Origin of the sequence: Trichococcus patagoniensis (assembly GCF_003051085.1) — a bacterium.
GTDB classification, from domain to species: Bacteria; Bacillota; Bacilli; order Lactobacillales; family Aerococcaceae; genus Trichococcus; species Trichococcus patagoniensis.
Map to the genome: position 1 here is coordinate 24639 of NZ_QAOM01000013.1, position 21543 is coordinate 46181.

Annotated in this window: 19 protein-coding genes; 1 reads left to right on the forward strand and 18 read right to left on the reverse strand. The window is 49.8% G+C overall.

What is annotated here, in order from left to right:
* Positions 1-171: 171 nt before the first annotated feature.
* From C8U37_RS09855 to C8U37_RS14485, 18 genes are all read right to left on the reverse strand, one after another.
* Positions 172-1641 carry a prolyl oligopeptidase family serine peptidase gene (locus tag C8U37_RS09855; protein ID WP_108033072.1) on the reverse strand — a complete coding sequence of 490 codons (1470 nt, stop codon included), beginning with the start codon at positions 1639-1641 and terminating at the stop codon, positions 172-174.
* 432 nt (positions 1642-2073) lie between these two features.
* Positions 2074-3969, reverse strand: a complete 1896-nt coding sequence (gene mnmG, locus C8U37_RS09860) for a tRNA uridine-5-carboxymethylaminomethyl(34) synthesis enzyme MnmG (RefSeq protein WP_108033073.1) — start codon at positions 3967-3969, stop codon at positions 2074-2076.
* A 129-nt stretch (positions 3970-4098) separates the two neighbouring features.
* On the reverse strand, positions 4099-5490 hold the full coding sequence (gene mnmE / locus C8U37_RS09865; RefSeq protein WP_108033074.1) for a tRNA uridine-5-carboxymethylaminomethyl(34) synthesis GTPase MnmE: 1392 nt from the start codon (positions 5488-5490) through the stop codon (positions 4099-4101).
* Between the two features lie 190 nt (positions 5491-5680).
* Positions 5681-5890: a hypothetical protein gene (locus tag C8U37_RS09870; protein WP_108033075.1), complete on the reverse strand. Its 210-nt coding sequence runs from the start codon at positions 5888-5890 to the stop codon at positions 5681-5683.
* 108 nt (positions 5891-5998) lie between these two features.
* On the reverse strand, positions 5999-6991 hold the full coding sequence (locus tag C8U37_RS09875; RefSeq protein ID WP_245879815.1) for a zinc-binding dehydrogenase: 993 nt from the start codon (positions 6989-6991) through the stop codon (positions 5999-6001).
* Between the two features lie 96 nt (positions 6992-7087).
* Complete coding sequence (gene purD / locus C8U37_RS09880) at positions 7088-8362, reverse strand: phosphoribosylamine--glycine ligase (protein ID WP_108033076.1); 1275 nt, start codon at positions 8360-8362, stop codon at positions 7088-7090.
* 305 nt (positions 8363-8667) lie between these two features.
* Positions 8668-10209: a bifunctional phosphoribosylaminoimidazolecarboxamide formyltransferase/IMP cyclohydrolase gene (gene purH / locus C8U37_RS09885; RefSeq protein WP_108033077.1), complete on the reverse strand. Its 1542-nt coding sequence runs from the start codon at positions 10207-10209 to the stop codon at positions 8668-8670.
* 88 nt (positions 10210-10297) lie between these two features.
* Positions 10298-10870 carry a phosphoribosylglycinamide formyltransferase gene (gene purN / locus C8U37_RS09890; RefSeq protein WP_108033078.1) on the reverse strand — a complete coding sequence of 191 codons (573 nt, stop codon included), beginning with the start codon at positions 10868-10870 and terminating at the stop codon, positions 10298-10300.
* Positions 10867-11916: a phosphoribosylformylglycinamidine cyclo-ligase gene (purM, locus tag C8U37_RS09895; protein WP_108033079.1), complete on the reverse strand. Its 1050-nt coding sequence runs from the start codon at positions 11914-11916 to the stop codon at positions 10867-10869. The genes purN and purM overlap by 4 nt, the downstream gene beginning before the upstream one ends.
* The gene (gene purF, locus C8U37_RS09900) at positions 11916-13376 is read right to left on the reverse strand and encodes an amidophosphoribosyltransferase (RefSeq protein ID WP_108033080.1); all 1461 of its coding nucleotides are present in this window, start codon (positions 13374-13376) and stop codon (positions 11916-11918) included. The genes purM and purF overlap by 1 nt, the downstream gene beginning before the upstream one ends.
* A complete protein-coding gene (gene purL, locus C8U37_RS09905; protein WP_108033081.1) occupies positions 13352-15580 on the reverse strand; it encodes a phosphoribosylformylglycinamidine synthase subunit PurL in 2229 nt (742 codons plus the stop codon). The genes purF and purL overlap by 25 nt, the downstream gene beginning before the upstream one ends.
* Positions 15580-16260 carry a phosphoribosylformylglycinamidine synthase subunit PurQ gene (purQ, locus tag C8U37_RS09910; protein ID WP_086628702.1) on the reverse strand — a complete coding sequence of 227 codons (681 nt, stop codon included), beginning with the start codon at positions 16258-16260 and terminating at the stop codon, positions 15580-15582. Before purQ ends, purL begins: the two co-directional genes overlap by 1 nt.
* Positions 16260-16511, reverse strand: coding sequence for a phosphoribosylformylglycinamidine synthase subunit PurS (gene purS, locus C8U37_RS09915; RefSeq protein ID WP_108033082.1), 252 nt, complete (start codon positions 16509-16511; stop codon positions 16260-16262). Before purS ends, purQ begins: the two co-directional genes overlap by 1 nt.
* A gap of 67 nt (positions 16512-16578) precedes the next feature.
* Positions 16579-17289: a phosphoribosylaminoimidazolesuccinocarboxamide synthase gene (purC, locus tag C8U37_RS09920; protein ID WP_108033083.1), complete on the reverse strand. Its 711-nt coding sequence runs from the start codon at positions 17287-17289 to the stop codon at positions 16579-16581.
* 192 nt (positions 17290-17481) lie between these two features.
* Positions 17482-18780 (reverse strand): adenylosuccinate lyase, encoded by a 1299-nt coding sequence (gene purB / locus C8U37_RS09925; protein WP_086986327.1) that lies wholly within the window; start codon positions 18778-18780, stop codon positions 17482-17484.
* A gap of 1 nt (position 18781) precedes the next feature.
* On the reverse strand, positions 18782-19924 hold the full coding sequence (purK, locus tag C8U37_RS09930) for a 5-(carboxyamino)imidazole ribonucleotide synthase (protein ID WP_425445663.1): 1143 nt from the start codon (positions 19922-19924) through the stop codon (positions 18782-18784).
* The gene (gene purE, locus C8U37_RS09935; RefSeq protein WP_108033117.1) at positions 19908-20396 is read right to left on the reverse strand and encodes a 5-(carboxyamino)imidazole ribonucleotide mutase; all 489 of its coding nucleotides are present in this window, start codon (positions 20394-20396) and stop codon (positions 19908-19910) included. Before purE ends, purK begins: the two co-directional genes overlap by 17 nt.
* A gap of 31 nt (positions 20397-20427) precedes the next feature.
* Positions 20428-20571, reverse strand: a complete 144-nt coding sequence (locus C8U37_RS14485; RefSeq protein ID WP_170100253.1) for a hypothetical protein — start codon at positions 20569-20571, stop codon at positions 20428-20430.
* Positions 20572-20775: 204 nt separating this feature from the next.
* On the opposite strand from C8U37_RS14485, the gene treR reads away from it, so the two are divergent.
* Positions 20776-21492 carry a trehalose operon repressor gene (gene treR, locus C8U37_RS09940; protein ID WP_108033118.1) on the forward strand — a complete coding sequence of 239 codons (717 nt, stop codon included), beginning with the start codon at positions 20776-20778 and terminating at the stop codon, positions 21490-21492.
* Positions 21493-21543: the final 51 nt, after the last annotated feature.

A 21543-nucleotide genomic window follows, 5' to 3' on the forward strand; every position in this document is an offset into this window, starting at 1 on the left:
ATCATTCAATGTTATGTCCCTACGTTGGCATTATCCAAATCAGGTAATCGGTCGAAGTTGATTACTTCCTCTCAGCCTGCTGACACAAGCTCCCTTTTTTCGTATGCAGTTATGACCTCATCTTAGCATATGCGTCATCCTTACTCAAGGATGATTTTTGCTGCTCCCATTTTATTTGGATTGCGCATTCAGCCATTCGAACAGATTCGCATAAGTGGTTTCGCCGACTGTAACTGCCGCCGCACCGCCTCCAGTGGCGTTGCTCGGCTCGGCCCCGAATGTTTCGGTATCGGTGGCAGCCGCGATCGCTTCCTTATCCTGGACGCCGGTCACCTGTTTGTTGAACAAGTAGATCCAGGAGAAGTGTCCAAGGTAAGTCGTGCCTGGACTGTCCGTCCCTTCAACCGTTTCATAGTAGGACAACCAAGCATTTTCCGCTCCTGCCTGAATGAGTGCCTGGTAGGTAGGCAGCACGAAATTTGCAGGGATGACAACCGGATCATCCGCGGATTGGACAAGCCAAATCGGCAGGTCTTTGATTGCCTGGATTTTTTCTTCGGTGAACCAAGGTTGGTCCGTCTTCACAAAACTCGATGTTCCGGTAGCTTCATCATTCGTTTTCACGTATGTCCCGTCGCTGTTCCGTTCATATTCATAATAGGCGTAGGCTTCACAGACAGGGTAGGCCGCCGCAAAATATTCCGGGTATTGGATGACCATGTTCATCGTCATATAACCGCCGTTCGAGCAACCGCCCAGATAGATGCGGTCGGTATCGACGTCCGGATGGGCAGCGACATAGTCCTCGATGGTAGCCATCAGGATTTCGGTGTAGCGGGAAATGCCGCTGCCGTTCCCGTTCGTGCCGTCCCCTTCATCCATCCAATAGGTAGGCGTTTGGACAGCCAGAACATAAGCCCCTGTCACATCACCCGTTTTGAAATTGGATTGGATCTCCTCTTTGGCCAATGCCGAAACTTCATTTCCAAGGATAGCGATGTCGGGATCGGTCCCGCCTTCCCCTTGGCCGTGCAACCAAATGACCAGTGGATTCGCTTCCCCTTCGGCAAGTCCTTCCGGCTCATAAGCAGCCGTCGAAAGCGTCAATTCCTCTTCTTGATCCGTCATCGGATTCACGTAGGTGCCGCTGAAAGTCCCTCTGGCCGTGAACAAATCGGTATCCGGTGAGATGCGGTTGTTCACGGCATCCTCCGTGATGCTTAAAGAGTAGTCCTCATCCTCGATCGTGATCGAAGGCGCAACGATTGCGACCTCATAAACTGGGGACCATTCATTCATCGATGTCGTCGTATTGTAGGTGAACGGAGATCCGATCACGCTGAACGTCGCATCATTGAAGCCGGTCTCCATATCGATCGCGATGAAGTTTGAGTTTTCCTGCGGATTCCCGTTTTCATCGGATGTGTAGACGTCCGTCACTGTGCGTTCCGCGCCGGCCGTCATGACCTGCCAGCCGCTCGGATCGACACTGTCGACTTCATCCTCCAGTTCGATGATGAGTTTCGGTACACCCGGTCCGCCTTCATAGCCTTTCACATAGATGCTGGTCTTTACGACGCCAGCATATGTTTCGGCCTGTTGCGCCGAATCCGGTTCGATGATTTCATGATGGTAACGCATCTGCTTCCCCTCCTGTTCTTCCTTGTTTCATTCACGTTCCATTATACTATAATTCGTTATTCAAAAATCCGGGACTGCAATCAAAAAAGCCGTTGCTGTCCCGAAATGTGGCAGCCCATCTTTATTGTGCGGACGTTAGCCGGAGGAGAATGACGGAATGCGTGCGCAACTCCGGTGAAGGATCCACTCACCGGAGGACGGCGGCAACAATCAAACTCAACTCCGACGAAGCCGTGCTTATCGGAGAACACAGGAAGAATGTGGGCCGAACTCCGGCGGAGCCTCCGCTCGCCGGAGAAGAAAAAGAAAACGACAAAAAGACGGGACTGCCTCGAAAAAAAAGGAGGCAGCCCCGATTCTTATTCTTATTTACTGCAAATCATCACGCTCTACTCAAATGCATTCTGAATCCCAGAAAACTCCGTCTAAGCTCTATTCCGCCGTTTTTGCGATCTTTCCTTGGGTCACGTAGACCATCAGGACGGAAATGTCGGCTGGGTTGACGCCGCTGATCCGGCTTGCTTGGGCGATCGTTTCCGGTTGGATTTTCTTCAGATTCTGTTTGGCTTCGTTCGCGATTCCGTTGATCGCATCGTAATCGATGTTCGCAGGGATGCGTTTTTCTTCCATTCTCTTCAGCTTGTCCACTTTTTCGGCGGCTTTCTTGATGTAGCCTGCATATTTGATCTGCACTTCCACTTGCTTGATGACTTCTTTCGGCAAGGCTACTTCAAACGGCGCAAAAGCGATCAGACCTTCATACTTCAATTCCGGACGCTTCAGCAGGTCCGCAAACAAAATACCGTCCTTCAGAGGAGCGGATTTTTGTTCCGCAAGAAAAGCCTGCAGTTCTTCAGTCGGTTTCAGGCGGGTCTTTTCAAGGCGAGCGATTTCCTTTTCGACGGCCTGTTTTTTCTCCAGGAATGACGCATAGCGTTCTTCCGTCACCAAACCGATTTCGCGGCTCATTTCGGTCAAGCGGAAGTCGGCATTGTCATGGCGAAGCAACAGACGGTACTCGGCGCGTGAAGTCAACAGGCGATACGGTTCCATTGTTCCTTTCGTGACCAAATCATCGATCATGACGCCGATGTAGCCATCGCTGCGTTTCAGGATCAAGGGTTCTTTCCCTTGCACAGCCAAAGCGGCATTGATGCCGGCGACGATGCCTTGTCCGGCAGCTTCTTCATAACCGGATGTGCCGTTCGTTTGACCGGCAGTGAACAGATTCTTCACCAATTTCGTTTCCAAGGAAAGACGCAACTGATGCGGTTTCACGACATCGTATTCGATGGCATAGCCTGTCCGCATCATTTGCGCATTTTCCATCCCAGGAACGGAACGGATCAAATCAAGCTGAACATCCTCCGGCAATGAGGTGGACAAGCCCTGCACATAAACTTCTTCGTTTTCGCGGCCTTCTGGCTCAAGGAAAAGCTGATGGCGCGGCTTGTCGCTGAAACGGACAATTTTGTCTTCGATCGATGGGCAATAACGCGCCCCTACACCTTCCACGATACCCGTGAACATTGGTGCGCGGTGGAGATTGTCACGGATTATTTCATGGCTTTCCGGACTCGTATAAGTCAGCCAGCAAGATAATTGATCTTTCAGATAGTCTTCATCTTTGGAAAGGAAACTGAAATGGTTCGGCTCAACGTCACCGGGTTGTTCTTCGGTTTTGGAATAATCGATGGTCGAAGCCATCACACGCGGCGGCGTGCCGGTCTTGAAGCGCGCCAATTCAAATCCGAGATCAAGCAGATTTTCGGATAATTTGATGGATGGCTGCGAATTGTTCGGTCCGGAAGAGTAGACCAAATCCCCGATGATGATTTTCCCTCGGGAAGAGGTTCCGGCTGTGATGACGACGGCCCCAGCCCGGTAAACGGCGCCTGTATGGGTCACGACGCCCTTGACTTCCCCGTCTTCAACAATCAGTTCCTCGACGATGGCTTGCTTCAGCAGCAGGTTCTCCTGTTTCTCGATGGTGTGCTTCATATGATGGGCATAGTCATCCTTATCCGCTTGTGCGCGCAACGCTTGGACTGCAGGTCCCTTCCCTGTGTTCAGCATGCGCATTTGGATATAGGTCTTATCGATGTTGCGTCCCATCTCGCCGCCTAATGCATCGATTTCTCTTACGACGACACCTTTCGCAGGTCCGCCAATGGATGGGTTGCAGGGCATAAAGGCGACCATGTTCAAATCGATCGTAACCAGCATCGTGCTGCATCCCATACGCGCAGCGGCAAGCGCCGCTTCGGATCCGGCATGTCCGGCTCCTACAACAATCACATCAAAACTTCCAGCTTCAAATCTGTTCATTTTTCCATTCCTTTCGTTTGTGCTATCTATTTGTGCTAATCATTTTAGTTGAACTCTGAATTGCAGAGGGTTCCGCTTTGTGGTTGTCCCCTTAGTGCTCACCCTCTACCCGCAATTCATCGTATCCTGTTATTTGCCTAAGCAAAACTGTGTGAATAGTTGGGTGAGGAGTTCGTCCTGGACGCTGTCGCCGGTGATTTCTCCGAGGAGGTCCCAACAACGGGTGAAATCGATCTGGACGAGGTCAATCGGCATGCCGGATGCGATACCAGTCAGTACTTCATCCAACGAATCCATCGCATCGTTCAAGAGCGCGATATGGCGGACGTTGGATACGTAGGTTGCATCCGTCTCGCCGGTTTCCCCGGAGAAGAACATCTTCGTGATCTGTTTTTCCAGTTGATCCAATCCGCTTTCGCTCAGCATGGATGTTTCGATGACTCTTTCAGGGTCGCTCCAAGGTTCCAGGTCGGCTGTCGTCATGTTCGCATCCAAATCCATTTTGTTCATAAGGATGATGCGGTTCATGTCCTTCGTGTCTTCCAACAATTGCTTGTCCTCTTCCGTCAGCCCTTCGTTCTGGTTGATCAGCAGCAGAATCAGATCCGCTTCGGCCAAGGCTTTGCGGCTGCGTTCAACGCCGATCTTTTCCACGACGTCATCCGTTTCGCGGATGCCGGCCGTGTCGATCAGCTTCAAAGGAACACCTCTGACGTTTACGTATTCCTCGATTGTATCGCGGGTAGTGCCGGCGATATCGGTCACGATGGCTTTCTCTTCACGCAACAAGCGGTTCAGCAAACTGGACTTCCCGACGTTCGGGCGGCCGATGATGGCTGTCTGAAGGCCTTCGCGCAGGATTTTCCCTTGCTTGGCGGTATCCAACAGATGCTGGATATGTCCGCGCACTTCAATGGTGCGTTCCTTCAGGAGCTTCGTCGTCACTTCCTCGACGTCGTCGTATTCCGGGTAGTCGATGTTCACTTCTACCTCGGCCAACGTGTTCAGGATGATCTGACGGATATCGCGGATCATGCCTGATAATTTGCCGTCCAACTGATGCAAAGCGACGTTCATCGCCCGGTCCGTTTTGGCACGGATCAAGTCCATGACTGCTTCGGCTTGCGACAGATCGATCCGGCCGTTCAGGAAGGCGCGCTTTGTGAATTCCCCGGGCTCCGCCATGCGGGCGCCGTTCTGGAGAATCGTCTGCAGAATCCGGTTGACGCTCACGACGCCGCCGTGGCAGTTGATCTCCACAACATCTTCGCGGGTGAAAGTCTTCGGTCCGTGCATGACTGACACCATGACTTCATCGATCATGTCGCCGGTGCGCGGATCATAAAGATGGCCGTAATTGATCGTGTGTGTGGAGACGTCAGCCAAGTGCTTCGTACCGGATCGGTATAAGGCATCGGCAATCTGGATTGCCTGATCTCCGCTCAAACGCACAATCCCGATGGCCCCTTCTCCCGGCGGCGTCGAAATGGCAGCGATGGTATCAAATTCATTTATAATCATTCATTATCGTCCTTTCTCGGTTGTTTCAGCGTACAAAAAAAGCGCCCACTCCTCCCCTTCGTTCTGGCGGGAGGAAAAGCACTTTGACTGCATTTCATTTTGGATATTCTTTTCAGCTTACTATAAATAGATTTCTAGCCGATTATACAAGCAATGCCGTCGCAATGCAAGCATTTAATCACTGGCTATTTTATTTCATCATCAGGTAGGCCGTACTCAACAAACCTCCGGCCACCAACAAGATGACGACGTTACGGAGGTATCTTTTCCTGTCTACCTGAACACGCAATTGGATGTGCAGCAAATCCATCACACCCAACACAATGATCATCACGACACCCACAAAACCTACGATCAAAGTAATCATCGATGCAATAAACAACAACTCGGTAACGTTCATGGAAAGCCTCCTCAAACAAACAGCGTTCAACTTCTCAAACAGTATAGCATAGCGTTTTGAGGAGGTCCTGCTTACCCGCCGGAATTATTTTGTCCGTTTTGTTACGGCTCAGCCGATCTGCAAGGCGATTTTCCCTGTCTGTTCGGCATTTTCCAGCCGCAGGAAGGCCGCTTTGAAATCCTCTGCCGGATAAACGGCGTCCACTACCGGATGGAGCTCATGTTCCTCCACAAAGCGGACCATCGCTTCATATTCTTCAAAACTGCCCATCGTTGAGCCTTTCAGCGTGTACTGTCCATAAAAGAATTTCCGCAGATCGAAGGTGACCAGATCGCCCGTTGATGAGCCGAAAGTCACGATGGTGCCGCCCCTGCGCACCGCATCCAGCGATTTGTCGAAAGTGGCTGCTCCGACCGACTCGATCACGACATCCACTTTTCCGCCACCCATCGCTTCCACCCAATCCTCATCGTGCAGCAAGCCTTTTTCGGCTCCGTGCTGCAGCGCCATTCCCAATTTTTCTTGGGAACGGGAAGTGACGTACGCTATCGCTCCAGCGGCCTTGGCGAATTGCAGCAGATAGTTGGCTACTCCGCCGCCGATGCCCGGAATCAGGACTTTCATGCCTTCAGATACTCCGCCTTTTGTGAATAAGGCGCGGTAAGCTGTCAAAGCGGACAGGGACAGGACGCCTGCTTCTTCCCAAGAAAGATGAGTCGGTTTATGGACCGCATTCTCTTCGGAAACAACGATTTCTTCTGCCATCGTCCCCTGCTCCGAACTACCGAGGATCGTGAAAGTTTCCGGTGCCGTATCGCTGTTCTCGCGCCACCCGCTGCCGGGATAAAGCATCACTTCATCACCGATTTTGAAACGCGTCACCTCTACTCCGACAGCCGCAACGATGCCGGCAGCATCCGATCCGATAACAACCGGATGCTTCTCATGGACTTGGCTCAAGGCAAAAAGGTCGCGATGATTCAGTCCGGCTACTTTGACCTTTATTTTTATCTCGGAAGGTCCTGCCGGCTTTTCCGCACGGTCTTCCCATTTCAAACCTTCCAATCCGACTTTTCCGCTGTGAATCAATGTTTTCACCATATCAATCACTCCTCAAATAGATATTTCTGTTAGATTCAGTATAGCTTTTCCGGACAGAAATACAAAGAGGGAGACCGAAGCCTCCCCCTCACCTTGCTATTTTTCCGTAAAACGGATTGCTTTTGCTCCGATATCGGAACGATAGAACGTATGCGCAATCGGATTTGCATTCAGGTAACGGTATGCTTTGTCCTGCGCGTCCTGCAGCGTTTCGCCTTGGCCAGCGATCAACAGGATGCGTCCGCCGTTGGACAACAAGCCTTGTTCGCCAGCCTTCACGCCTGCAGCATAGACGATGCATTCGGCATTTTCGGTATCCAGATCAGGCAACGGGATATCTTTCATCGGTGCTTCCGGATAGCCCTCAGCGGCAATAACGACACCCAAAGTGTAACGATCGGTATACATTTCGATGACCGGATCTTTTCCGTTCAGGATGTCATCGATGACTTGCGCCAAGTCGGATGCCATCTGATTCATGATGACCTGTGTTTCCGGATCGCCGAAACGGGCATTGAATTCGATGACGCGCAACCCTTTGGCGGTGATCATCAAGCCGGCATAGACGACTCCCTTGAATGGGACGCCCTCAGCCACCATTGCCTCTACAGTCGGTTTTACGACCGTATCCAGCACTTCTTGAATCATCGCTTCAGATACTTGAGGTACAGGCGAATAAGCGCCCATGCCGCCCGTATTAGGGCCTTTGTCGCCATCATAAGCCCGCTTGTGGTCTTGTGCGACGCCTGAATAGTAATACTTCGCACCGTTCGCCAGAGCGAACAAGGAGAATTCTTCCCCTTCAAGGTACTCTTCAATGACGACTTTCGGCTTGCCGGCTGCATATTTGCCTTGCAGCAGCATGTCGTTCAGCGCATCCAGAGCCTCAGTCATCGTCATCGCGACAACGACGCCTTTTCCGGCTGCCAGACCGTCCGCCTTGATGACGATCGGAACACCATTGGCTTTCACGTAAGCAACAGCTGCTTCATAGTCCTCGAATGTCTCATAGGCTGCAGTCGGGATGCCGTATTTCTTCATCAGATCTTTTGCGAATTGTTTCGAACATTCCAAATCAGCCGCTTTTTTTGAAGGTCCGAAGACTTTCAGGCCAGCCGCTTCAAATGCATCCGTTACCCCTTCAAACAAAGGGATTTCCGGTCCGACGAAAGTCCAGGCGATGCCATTGTCTTTGACGAATTGAACCAATCCTTGATGGTCGTTTTCCGCAATGTCGACCAGCGTGATGCCGTCCTGGGCCATCCCTGGGTTGCCTTTGGCGCAGTAAACAGTCTCCACCAACGGGCTTTGAGTTAATTTTTTAGCGATGGCATGCTCGCGTCCGCCACTGCCGATTACAAGAAGTTTCATCTGTTAGATCCTCCAACCTTTTATATGAAGCTTGATAATGGTGCTGTTTCTTAATCGAGTTCTGAAATCCAGACCCCTCCGCCTAAGCTGACAACCGCGCACGGGCAAAAAGCGCCCGCTTTGCGTTTGTCCTCTTAGTGCTCAGGGTCTAAACGGATTTCATCTCATCTTGTTTTTAATCGAGTTCTGAATCCTAGAGTTCTCCGCCTAACGCTGTTCATGCCCACCCAGCCAAGAGCAGGCTGTTTGGTCCTGAACTTCGTTAGTGCTCAAACTCTGAGCGTAGGATTCATCACATCTTGTTTTTAGTGTCTGAAGTGTCTTACGCTTGTTTTCAGCATGGTGATGCCGTATTTGTTTGCCATTTCGATCGAATCTTGGTCTTTGATGCTACCGCCTGGTTGAACGATGGCTTTGATGCCGTGTTTGGCAGCATATTCCACGCTGTCGTTCATCGGGAAGAAAGCATCACTCGCCAATACAGCGCCTTCGATGGCGTTGGCTGCTTCAGCTTGCTCGATTGCGATTTTTACGGATCCGACACGGTTCATCTGGCCTGCGCCGATGCCGACTGTCTGTTTGCTGTTTGCCAACACGATGGCATTGCTCTTCACGTGTTTAACGACTTTCCAGGCGAAATCCATTGCTTTCATTTCGTCTTCAGTCGGTTGACGTTCGGTCATGACTTCCCAATTAGCAGGTACGTCTTCTGTGTTGATGTCTTGCGTCTGTTCCAGCATGCCGCCCAATACGGAGACGAATTCTTTTCCGCCTGCTTTTGCAGCCGAGAAATCCAAAGTCATGATGCGGACATTTTTCTTCTTGAATAAAATGGCTAGAGCTGCTTCCGTATAGCTTGGCGCCAAAACGATTTCCAGGAACATGCTGTTCAGTTTTTCGGCAGTCGCCACATCCAAAGGACGGTTCGCAACCACAATGCCGCCGAAGATGGAGACAGGATCAGCTGCATAGCAACGATCGAAGGCTGCATCGATGTCGTCTGCGATACCGACGCCACATGGATTCATGTGCTTAACGGCAACCACAGCCGGCTCGTCAAATTCGCGGGCGATACGGATAGCAGCATCAGCATCTTTGATGTTGTTGTAAGACAATTCTTTTCCGTGCAATTGGACCGCACTCGCGATCGAGAACGGCACAGCCAACGGTTCCTGGTAGAAAGTCGCGGTTTGGTGACCGTTTTCTCCGTAACGCAGGCTCTGTTTCAGATCATAGGTCACTGTCAATTTTTCAGGTTCGGTTTCGCCGACCACATTAGTCAAATATTGCGCAATCAAAGCGTCATAGCTGGCTGTATGACGGAACACTTTTGCAGCCAAAGCTTGGCGCGTCTCGAAAGTCGTTTCGCCTGTAGCTTCCAATTCGACAAGGACTTTTGCATAGTCGATCGGATCGGTCAGGACAGTCACGCTTGCGTAGTTCTTGGCAGCGCTGCGGAGCATGCTCGGGCCGCCGATGTCGATGTTTTCGATGGCATCAGCCAAAGTCACGTCGTTTTTGCTGATTGTTTCTTTGAATGGGTACAGGTTGACGACAACAAAATCAATCGGTGCAATATTGTGCTCTTTCATGGCTTGCATATGGTCCGCAAGATCACGTCTGCCCAAAAGTCCGCCATGGATCAGTGGGTGCAACGTTTTTACGCGGCCGTCCATCATTTCAGGAAAGCCGGTTACATCCTCTACGGAAATAGTCGGTACGCCTGCCTCTTCCAAAGCCTTCTTCGTTCCGCCAGTTGAGATGATTTCGATTCCTTTTGCTGCTAATGCCTGCGCAAATGCTACAACGCCTGTTTTATCTGAAACACTGATCAATGCTCTTGTCACTGTGTGTCACTCCTTAAATTTTTGATGGATTAATGGGGTTTCAACAAAAGGAAGGACTTCCGCAATCGCGGAGTCCTCATCCATTTTGTTAGCCTTTATTCTTTTGTGCCAGTTGTCGGATCACTTGCGGGAAGATCCGGTGCTCCACTTGATGGATACGAGTCTCCAAAGTCTCCAGCGTGTCCTCCGGGAGGATTGCCACTTTTTCTTGGGCGATGATTGGGCCGGTATCGACCCCTTCATCAACGAAATGGACGGTGACGCCGGTCTCCGGAACACCTGCTTCGAAAGCGTCCTGGATGCCATGCCTACCCGGGAAATCCGGCAGCAAGGATGGGTGGATATTGACGATGCGGTCGGCGTAGGCCGATAGCAAAGTCGGTCCGACAATCCGCATATAGCCGGCCAAGACGACCAAGTCGACTTTTTCTTCAGCCAGGTGCTTCAAAATTTCATTTTCGTAGGCGATTCGATCCTCGAAGCCTTTCGGCGTAAAGGAAATCACCGGGATATTGTATTGATTGGCGCGCTCGATCGCATAAGCTTTCGGCTTGTCGCAGAACAGGAAAGCGATCGTCGCATCCACTTGGCCTGACGCGATGGCTTCGGCGATGGCTTGAAAATTCGAGCCGTTTCCTGAAGCAAAGACAGCTATCCTCATGCTTGAGCCTCTTTCAGGATAACCTCTTTTTCTGATGTTTTTGCAGCCACGGAGCCGATCACGTAGGCTTTTTCATCGTTCTCAGTCAGAACGCCCAGTACTTCCGTCAAGTTTTCGGGAGCGACCGCCAGCACCATGCCGATGCCCATGTTGAAGATTTCGTACATTTCAAGAGCCGGAATGTTGCCGATTTTTTCCATCACTTGGAAGATCGGCAAGACAGGCCAGCTGCCCAATTTGATTTCCGCTTGGACGTTCTCAGGAAGCATGCGCGGCACGTTTTCGACGAAGCCGCCGCCGGTGATGTGGGCAACGCCATGCAAGAGCTGTTTTTTGATCAACGGCAAGAGGGCATTCACGTAGATTCTTGTAGGCGTCAATAAAACGTCGCCCAATTCCTGGTCTTCAATGCCTGCCACTTTGTCGCTCAATTTGTAGTCATTGTCTTTGAAGAAGATTTTGCGCACCAAGGAGTAGCCGTTCGAATGGATGCCTGATGAAGGCAAACCAACCAACACATCCCCTTCTTTGATCAAGGCAGGTGTCAACAAAGCATCTTTTTCCGCAACCCCTACCGTAAATCCGGCCAGATCGAAATCTTCCGGATCGTACATATCAGGCATTTCGGCTGTTTCTCCGCCGATCAGGGCAGCACCGGCTTGGACGCAACCTTCAGCTACGCCAGCAACAATCTGCTCCAATTTTTCCGGACGATTTTTGCCGACAGCTACATAATCCAAGAAATAAAGAGGTTCTGCGCCTTGCGCTACGACATCGTTGACGCACATCGCGACACAATCGATCCCGATCGTATCGAATTTTCCGGCTTCGATGGCCAGCATCAGCTTCGTGCCGACACCGTCCGTACCCGATACAAGCACAGGTTTTTTGTAGTTCAATTCAGAAAGGTCAAAGTTTCCGCCGAATCCGCCGACTTCGCCAAAAACGCCTGGACGTTTTGTGCGGTCGATGTGTTTCTTGATGCGGCTTACTGTTTCATAACCGGCTGTGACATCCACACCCGCTTTTGCATATGCGTTTTCCATCAAACTTGTCCTCCCTTTAGATTCTCTTTTTGAATAGCTGTCATATTGTTCACGTAATCCGCTTCATAGTCATAAAGCCCAGTCGGGTAGACCCCGTTGAAGCTGTCCATGCACAAGCCTGAATACGGCATATCAAATTTCAAACCGATTGAATCGATCAGACCCTCTTGGCTAAGGAAAGACAAGCTGTCTGCACCAATGTATTCACAGATTTCATCGACGGTCATTTTTGCAGCAATCAGTTCGGCCGACTTGCTGATGTCGATGCCATAAAAACTTGGGTAGATCAAAGGCGGAGAAGAGATGCGGACATGCACTTCTTTGGCGCCCGCTTCTTTCAATAAAGTCACGATGCGTTTGCTGGTTGTGCCGCGCACGATGGAATCATCCACCATGACGACGCTCTTGCCTTGGACAACCCCTTTTACGGCGGACAGTTTCATCTTCACGCCCAATTCGCGCAGTTCCTGTGTCGGTTGGATGAACGTGCGTCCGACATATTGGTTCTTGATCAAGCCCATTTCGTAAGGCGTGCCGCTTTCTTCGGCGAATCCGCTCGCTGCGGACAAGGAAGAATTGGGCACACCGATGACGATATCGGCTGTCACCGCTGGTGCTTCGATGGCCAAACGCGTTCCCATCCGTTTGCGCGCAGTATGCACATTCACGCCGGCAATATTGGAATCTGGACGCGCGAAGTAGATATACTCCATTGCAGCGATGGAAATGGTTGTGTCATCAGTATATTTTTCGATCGTCAAGCCGTTGTCGTCAATGATCGCCAGTTCGCCGGCGTTGACGTTGCGGACAAAATCAGCGCCAATCGTATCGATGGCACACGTTTCGCTGGCCATCACATACGCACCATTCGGCAATTGGCCGATGACAAGTGGACGGAATGAATTCGGATCGACGGCACCGAACATTTTCTCTTCGGTCAAAAGGATATAAGTGAAGCCGCCTTTGACTTGATTCAAGCTCTCTTTGATCTTTTCGATCAGGCTGTCTTTCTGGCTGCGTCTGATCAGATGCATCAGAACTTCCGTATCCGAAGTCGAATGGAAGATGGCGCCATTTTCCTCAAGATTGCGGCGCAATGATTTGGCATTCACCAAGTTGCCGTTGTGGCAAATAGCGATATCCATATCATAGAAATGGTACAAAAACGGCTGCACATTTTCGATGCTGTTCTGTCCGGAAGTGGAGTAACGCACATGCCCGATGGCACGGTTTCCGGTCAACCTCTGCAGATCATTTCCGTCCTTGAAGACTTCGCTGATCAGACCAAGATTGCGGTGCACCAACAATTTTCCTTCATCACATGAAACTATCCCTGCACCCTCTTGTCCGCGGTGCTGCAAGCTGTGCAAACCGAAGTAAGTCAACTGGCTGGCATTGTCGTCTCCCCAAATGCCGAATACGCCACATTCTTCGTTTAAGCTTTTTGTTTCAGCAAGCATGGAATAGCCTCCTCCCATTTCGTTTGTACTTCTTTAACATCCAAATTGATTGTTTCGTTCTCGGCAGCGATTTTTGCGACAGCGTCAGCAGTCACGGTTCCGATTTGTGCAGCAGCTGATCCGAAGATCGCTTCCACAGCGGCAATATTTTCAGGTTTCACGGTCAGGATGAAGCGTGATTGCGTTTCGCTGAACAGCAATGCTTTATCCATGGCAACCGTTACGTCGAAGCCTAAACCAGTGTCAAAGACGCTCTCCATCAAGCCGACAGCCAAGCCGCCTTCAGACAAGTCATGCGCGCTGGCGATCAAGCCGGCTTTGATTGCTTTGAGGACGTTCGCTTGGTTTTGTTTTTCGACAGCCAAGTCAAAGTCCATCAGTTTACCTTCGATTTTGCCCAATTCCATTTTTTGCAGTTCGGAACCGTTGAAGTCAGCTTTGGTTTCGCCGATCAGGACAATGCGGTCACCTGCAGCTTTGAAAGCTTGCGTAGTGATGTGCGCAAGATCTTCGATCAAGCCGACCATACCGATCATCGGTGTCGGATAAACGGCCACGCCGTCGGTTTCATTATAAAGGGAAACGTTCCCTGAGATGACAGGCGTATCCAATTGGCGGCAAGCTTCAGAGATGCCGTCTGCGGAAGTGCTTAATTCCCAGAAAATTTCTGGTTTATCAGGATTTCCGTAGTTCAAGCAGTCTGTGATCGCCAATGGTTTTCCGCCGCTGGCAACGATATTACGGGCAGCTTCAGCGACAGCGATCTGTCCGCCGATTTCCGGATTCAAATACAGGTAACGGCCGTTGCAGTCGGTTGTCATTGCGATCGCTTTTTTGGTGCCGCGGACGCGGACAACTGCGGCATCGCTTCCTGGCCCTACGACCGTGCTGGTGCGGACCATGGAATCATACGTGTTATAGACGCTCTTCTTGGAAGCCAACGTCGCTTGTTGCAACAAAGCCACTAATGTATCCTGCGCTGATGTGAAGACAGGTTTGTAGTCTTCCATAGCTGCGAATGCAGCGATGCGGGCAGGCACTGCAGTCGGTTTGTAGTAGACCGGTGCGTCTTCAGCCAAAGCATCAACCGGAAGTTCCGCCACCATTTTGCCTGCATGGGATAGACGGTACATGCCATCATCAGTAACTTCACCGATCACGACTGCATCCAATTCATATTTTTTGAACAGGTCGACGATGCGTTGCTCTTCGCCCTTCTTGATGCACAAAAGCATACGCTCCTGCGACTCGGAAAGCATCATTTCGTAAGGTGTCATTTCTGTTTCGCGCTGTGGAACATCATCAAGGTTCAAAAGCAAGCCGCTGCCTGCTTTTGAAGCCATTTCCGAGCTGGAAGAGACCAAGCCGGCAGCACCCATGTCCTGGATACCGACCAAAGCGTCGGAGTAGTCATAAATGCATTCCAAACAAGCTTCCATCAATAATTTTTCCATGAACGGATCGCCTACTTGGACAGCCGAACGTTGCGCTTCTTCCTCTTCCTTGAATTCTTCGGAAGCGAAAGTGGCGCCATGGATACCATCGCGGCCTGTTTTTGCGCCTACGTACATGATCGAGTTGCCGACTCCGGCAGCTTGACCTTTCTGCATATCTTTTTGATCGATCAAGCCGACGCACATTGCGTTGACTAACGGATTCCCTTTGTAGCAAGGGTCAAAGACCGTTTCGCCGCCGACAGTCGGGATACCGATACAGTTGCCGTAACCGCTGATTCCGGCAACAACTTCTTCGAAGATATGTTTCGTGCGTTCATTGTCCAATTCGCCGAAACGCAAAGAGTCCAGGATCGCGATTGGGCGTGCGCCCATGCTGAAGATGTCGCGGATGATGCCGCCGACACCGGTAGCCGCTCCTTCATAGGGTTCGATAGCTGATGGATGGTTGTGGCTTTCCGCTTTGAAAACGACAGCCTGGCCGTCGCCGATATCAACGATACCAGCGCCTTCACCGGGTCCTTGCAACACTTGCGGGCCGGTAGTAGGGAATTTTCTCAGGACTGGTTTTGAGTTTTTATAAGAACAGTGTTCGCTCCACATAACGGCAAACAGGCCAGCTTCAGTATAATTCGGCAAACGATGCAAAATTTTATCGCAGATTGTGCCGTACTCTTCGTCTGTCAGACCCCATTCACGATAAATTTTGGACTCTTTTACTTGTTCTGGCGTTGGTTCTAAAAATGCCATTATTTGTTCAGCTCCTTCTTATAATTTTCAACCATGGATTGGAACAGGCGCAGGCCATCCGCTGATCCCAATAAAGCTTCGACAGCACGCTCCGGGTGAGGCATCATGCCTAGGACATTGCCTTTTTTGTTGATGATGCCGGCGATGTCTTCGATGCTTCCGTTCGGGTTGCCGTTGGCATAAGTGAATACGATTTGGTTATTGGCCTTCAGGTCAGCCAAAGTCTCTGCATCGCAGAAGTAGTTTCCTTCGCCATGCGCGATCGGAACAGAGATGATTTCGCCTTCTTTATAGAGGGAAGTGAATTGCGTATCGGCGTTCACGACTTTCAGATCCTGCGGTTTGCAGACGAACTTCAATGTATCATTGCGGCGCAAAGCACCAGGCAATAAGCCGGCTTCAGCCAAAATCTGGAATCCGTTGCAAGTGCCGAATACAGGCTTGCCTTCTTCAGCGAAACGGACAACTTCGCTCATGATGTTCGCAAAGCGGGCAATCGCACCTGTACGCAAGTAATCGCCATAAGTGAATCCGCCGGGCAATAGGACAGCATCGAAACCTTCAAGGCTTGTTTCATAATGTTGCACATACTCTGCATCTTCTCCAAGAATATCTTTAATGGCTGCATACATATCTAAATCACAGTTAGATCCAGGAAAAACGATGACAGCGAATTTCATTAAGCTTCAACCTCCTGGATTTCATAACGGTAAGTTTCCATAACCACGTTAGCCAGCAATTTGTCGCAAATCTCTTCGATGACTTGTTCAACGTTCTCTTCCTCTTTGGATACTTGGATTTCAAAATATTTTCCGATACGGATATCTTCGATTGTTGGGTAGCCCATACGGTGGACGGCACCCTTCACGGCTTCCCCTTGCGGATCCAATACTGAGTCTTTATACGTTACATACACGGTTACTTTATACATGTCCAAATTCCTCGCTTTTGTTTTTTTTTTTTGTTTTTTGTTTATTCGTTGGTTGCATTCGGATGGCTTACATTTTGTTCAGGCGGTCCAGCACTTCCACGTAGACCGGGATCAGATCCCCCAAGTCACGACGGTAGATGTCTTTGTCCAAGTGTTCGTTCGTTTCGATATCCCAAAGGCGGCATGTATCCGGTGAAATTTCATCAGCCAGGATGATTTCTCCCTCAGCTGTCTTGCCGAATTCGATTTTGAAATCGATCAGGCGGATGCCGATTCCCTTGAACATCTCGATCAAGGCTGCATTGATCTTCAGCGCTTGCTGCTTGATTTCCGCAACTTCTGCATCTGTTGCCGCGCCCAGAACTTGTACATGGGCATCATTGATGAAAGGATCATTGAGCGCATCGTCTTTGTAGTAGAACTCCAAAACAGGGAACGGCAGGTCGACGCCTTCCTCCATGCCGAAACGTTTCGCGAAGCTTCCTGCGGATACATTGCGCACAACCACTTCCAATGGGAACATATTGACTCTTTTTACTGATTGTTCGGTTTCTGATAGTTCTTGGAGGTAGTGGCTAGCGATTCCCTTTTCAGCCAGATACTCGAAGATGCGGCCGGTGATCTGATTGTTGAGTTTGCCTTTGCCCTCGATAGTGTCCTTCTTTACGCCATTCAATGCGGTAGCTTGATTTAGGTATTCTGCCCAAAGGACATTCTCCTGATCTGTAGCGTACATCTTTTTAGCTTTCCCAGTATAAAGCAATTCTTTTCTTTCCATCGTTCCCGTCCCTTTCTAAATCCGAACATTAATTTGTATAAACACCTAATTCATTCGTTTATATTGTATCATCTGCCACCCGCTTGTCAATGGAATTTTCATGAAAATTGAAATAAATTCCGGTTTTTCTTCACTGTTTCCAAGGCATCCGGTGTACAGAAAAAGGCCGGAACCGTAGTCCCAGCCTTTCCATCAGTCGCCTAAACCAAGTCTTTCGAATACTTCGTCGACGTGACTCAAGTGATAGTTATAGTTGAAGGCATCAGCGATGTCTTCTTTCGTTAATTTTGCCATAATGACTTCATCCGCTTCCACCAATGGACGGAAATCGGTCTGATTATCCCATGAGAGGGCAGTCTTCGGCTGTACCAAGTCATAAGCTTCTTCACGGCTCATGCCTTTGTCGATCAATTTCAACAGCACGCGTTGGCTATAGATCAATCCGAAAGTCGCATTCATGTTGCGGAGCATATTTTCAGGGAACACGGTCAAGTTCTTGATGATATTCGCAAAACGGTTCAATTGGTAGTTCAACAATGTCGTTGCATCCGGAAGGATGATCCGTTCCGCTGAAGAGTGGGAAATGTCGCGTTCATGCCATAAGCCTACATTTTCGTAAGCAGTGACCATGTAGCCGCGGATGACGCGGGCAAGGCCTACCATATTTTCGGAACCGATCGGATTGCGTTTGTGCGGCATTGCGGAAGAACCTTTTTGACCCTTCGCGAAGAATTCTTCCACTTCACGGGTTTCCGATTTTTGCAATCCGCGGATTTCTGTTGCGAAGCGTTCGATGCTTGTCGCAATCAGAGCGATCGTTGCCATATACTCGGCATGCAGATCGCGCGGCAGAACCTGCGTCGAAATCTCTTGCGGTCTTGTGCCCAATTTTTCGCAGACGTACTCCTCCACGAATGGCGGGATGTTTGCGAAAGTCCCGACAGCCCCGCTGATTTTTCCGGCTTCAACGCCTTTAGCGGCATGTTCAAAACGCTCGATGTTGCGTTTCATTTCTGAATACATCGTGGCCAGCTTCAGTCCGAATGTTGTAGGTTCCGCATGTACACCGTGCGTACGGCCCATGCAGACAGTCTTTTTGTGTTCTTTCGCTTTTTCGCCGATGATTTCCAGCATGTTCTGCAGATCCTTGCGAAGGATATCGTTGGCTTGTTTCAATTGGTAACCGTAGGCAGTATCGACCACATCGGTACTCGTAAGGCCATAGTGGACCCATTTTCTTTCTTCTCCCAGCGATTCGGAAACAGCACGAGTGAATGCCACTACGTCATGTCTTGTTTCTTTTTCGATTTCAAGGATACGATCGATGTCAAAAGTTGCATTTGCACGGATTTTAGCAACGTCTTCCGCAGGGATTTCGCCTAGGGCAGCCCAAGCTTCATCAGCCAGGATTTCGACCTCCAACCAGCATTTGTAACGATTGTATTCGGACCAAACTTCAGCCATCTCAGGGCGTGTATAACGTGTAATCATTTTAAATTGTTCCTCCGTTCCAGATTCGGGTGTTGTCTATTTCTGATAAGGTTGCTTCTTGATCATCCGTCAAAATGGTGATATGCCCCATTTTTCTGTCTGTGCGTGATTCCGCTTTGCCGTAATAATGGAAAAACCAATCCGCTTTTTCTTCCCGCAGCGCGATCGTGCCTTCCATATGCTGTCCAAGGATATTGACCATGATGGCAGGCGACAATTGCCGCGCTGTCGGCATCGGCAATCCGGCGACTGCTTGGATATGGGCATCAAATTGGGAAACGTTCATTGCTTCGATCGTGTAATGGCCCGAATTATGCGGACGCGGCGCCAACTCATTGATGAAGATCGTGTCATCCGATGCCAGGAACATTTCGATGCCAAGCGTACCCACCAACTGAAGCGCATCGGCGATTTGTAGGGCAGCTTTGTTGGCTTTTTCGGCTACCGCAGGTGTGACGCGGGCCGGCACGATCGATTCGTGCAGAATATTATTGATGTGGATATTTTCGGAAACCGGGAATACCGTCGCTTCGCCTTTTTGGTTGCGTACGATCATGACCGAAAGCTCTTTGGTGAACGGGACCCACGCCTCCAAAACGCAGATGCTGTCCGCTGCCAGTTTCATGGCTTCCTCTTTGTCCGCTTCCGATTTCAGGACAACCTGTCCCTTACCATCATACCCGAAACGGGTCGTTTTTAAAACACTCGGATAGCCGATTTTGCTGATGGCCGCATCCAGTTGTTCCGCATTTTCGACTACCGCGAATTGCGCGATCGATACCCCTGCGGATTGAAGGAATTCCTTCTCCTTGATGCGGTCTTGCGTGATCGTCAAAATTTCGCTGCCTTGCGGAATGCTGGACAATGCTTCCACTTCCTGCAGGGCTGCCGCATCAATGTTCTCAAATTCGAATGTCACGACATCGGATTTCCCAGCCAATTCGCGCAGTGCCACTGCATCAGCGTATGCCGCCTGGATATGCCAATCCGCTACTTGGGCTGCCGGACAATTTTCTCCCGGATCCAAAATCCCGACGGTGAATCCCATCCGCTTCGCGGACTGTGCCATCATACGGCCTAATTGTCCGCCGCCGATGATGCCGATCACGTCATTTGGTTTCAGTATTTTATACAAGGTCTTCACTGCTTTCCAAAACTTTTTGTTTTAATTCTTCCCGTCTCTTTTCCAATCGATCGGCCAAATCTTGATTTTCGATCGAAAGGATCTGTACCGCCAGCAGACCGGCATTGATTGCCCCAGCTTTGCCGATGGCTACCGTCGCAACCGGCACGCCGCCTGGCATCTGGACGATGGACAACAAGGAGTCCATTCCGCTCAATGCGCGCGATTGGACAGGAACACCGATGACCGGAAGCGTCGTTTTCGCAGCAATCATCCCCGGAAGGTGCGCTGCGCCTCCTGCGCCGGCAATGATGACTTTCGTTCCTGCAGCCCGTGCTTGTTCCGCAAAGGTGAACATCAAATCCGGTGTCCGGTGAGCCGAAACCACCTTCTTTTCATAAGCGATGCCGAATTCATCCAGTATCAAGCAAGCTTCTTTCATAGTTTCCCAGTCAGAAGTACTACCCATTACGACAGAAACAACCGTATTCATCCATTTTTCCCCCATTATCAATTTTTCATTTTTAATATAGCACATCATCTCTCATTATTCCAAACGTTTTTGGGAACAAATGGCGTTTTCGTTCGGAAATAATCTGTTTTTGGTTCCAATCAGGAGAACCGCTGCCAGCATTTCGCATCAAAAAAACACCTGTTTTTTTATTCAAAAATCAACTCTTTGCCACCGTGAATGGCAACAATATGATAAAATGATGGTATATGAACTCTTTCAAACTAAAAAATTACTGATATTCTTTTATTTCGGATTTTATCCTATAAAATAAAATGAAATAATATTATTAAACATGGTTTTTTCAATTTATTTATTTTAGTTCCAACAAAACCATCCATTCACAGGAGGATTGATGATCATGAATAAATTCTTTGATATCTATATGGATCTGAGAAAAAAAATTGAACATGCAGAATTCGAGACCGGATCCCTGCTGCCCAGCGAAAAGAACCTTTCCGACCACTACCATGTTTCACGGGAAACAATCAGAAAGGCCTTGGCTTTGTTGCTGGAAGGCGGCTATATCCAGAAGAAGCAGGGCAAAGGTTCCATCGTGCTGGACATCAGACGGTTCAATTTTCCCGTTTCCGGATTGACCAGTTTCAAGGAGCTTCAGGATGCCCAGGAGATCCCAAATGAAACCATCGTCATCAAGAACAAGCTCGAGACCATTCCGGATTTCCTTGCCGAAAATCTGAAAGTGGATCCCGGCCGCAAAGTGATTTCCCTTATCCGGCTGCGGAAGATTGCCGGGGAAGTCGTCATCATGGATAAAGACTACCTCTTCCATGACATCATCGAGCAAATCCCTTCCGAAGCTGCCGAAACTTCCATCTATGCGTACTTGGAGAATGAATTGGGCCTGAATATCGCTTATGCCAAAAAGGAATTCGTCGTAGAGGCGGCTACGCGGGAAGATCACAAGCTGATGGATCTGAAGGATGACACACACGTCGTCGTCGTCAAGAGTGAAGTCTATCTTGAAGACACCCGTCTGTTCCAGTACACAGAGTCGCGCCATCGTCTGGACCGCTTCCGCTTCGTCGAGTTCGCCCGCAGAAAACACAGCCTATAAGAAAAAAGATGAAGCCCAACCGGCTTCATCTTTTTTGCTTATGTAAGAGCT

Coding starts and splice junctions, on each gene's coding strand:
- C8U37_RS09875 (WP_245879815.1), bottom strand. CDS start 6,991: ATGGTGAAAACATTGATTCACAGCGGAAAAGTCGGATTGGAAGGTTTG.
- purN (WP_108033078.1), bottom strand. CDS start 10,870: ATGAGGATAGCTGTCTTTGCTTCAGGAAACGGCTCGAATTTTCAAGCC.
- purL (WP_108033081.1), bottom strand. CDS start 15,580: ATGGCATTTTTAGAACCAACGCCAGAACAAGTAAAAGAGTCCAAAATT.
- purC (WP_108033083.1), bottom strand. CDS start 17,289: ATGGAAAGAAAAGAATTGCTTTATACTGGGAAAGCTAAAAAGATGTAC.
- purM (WP_108033079.1), bottom strand. CDS start 11,916: ATGGAAAACGCATATGCAAAAGCGGGTGTGGATGTCACAGCCGGTTAT.
- purS (WP_108033082.1), bottom strand. CDS start 16,511: ATGTATAAAGTAACCGTGTATGTAACGTATAAAGACTCAGTATTGGAT.
- mnmE (WP_108033074.1), bottom strand. CDS start 5,490: ATGATTATAAATGAATTTGATACCATCGCTGCCATTTCGACGCCGCCG.
- C8U37_RS09855 (WP_108033072.1), bottom strand. CDS start 1,641: ATGCGTTACCATCATGAAATCATCGAACCGGATTCGGCGCAACAGGCC.
- purD (WP_108033076.1), bottom strand. CDS start 8,362: ATGAAACTTCTTGTAATCGGCAGTGGCGGACGCGAGCATGCCATCGCT.
- purQ (WP_086628702.1), bottom strand. CDS start 16,260: ATGAAATTCGCTGTCATCGTTTTTCCTGGATCTAACTGTGATTTAGAT.
- purE (WP_108033117.1), bottom strand. CDS start 20,396: ATGAATACGGTTGTTTCTGTCGTAATGGGTAGTACTTCTGACTGGGAA.
- purF (WP_108033080.1), bottom strand. CDS start 13,376: ATGCTTGCTGAAACAAAAAGCTTAAACGAAGAATGTGGCGTATTCGGC.
- C8U37_RS09870 (WP_108033075.1), bottom strand. CDS start 5,890: ATGAACGTTACCGAGTTGTTGTTTATTGCATCGATGATTACTTTGATC.
- mnmG (WP_108033073.1), bottom strand. CDS start 3,969: ATGAACAGATTTGAAGCTGGAAGTTTTGATGTGATTGTTGTAGGAGCC.
- purB (WP_086986327.1), bottom strand. CDS start 18,780: ATGATTACACGTTATACACGCCCTGAGATGGCTGAAGTTTGGTCCGAA.
- treR (WP_108033118.1), top strand. CDS start 20,776: ATGAATAAATTCTTTGATATCTATATGGATCTGAGAAAAAAAATTGAA.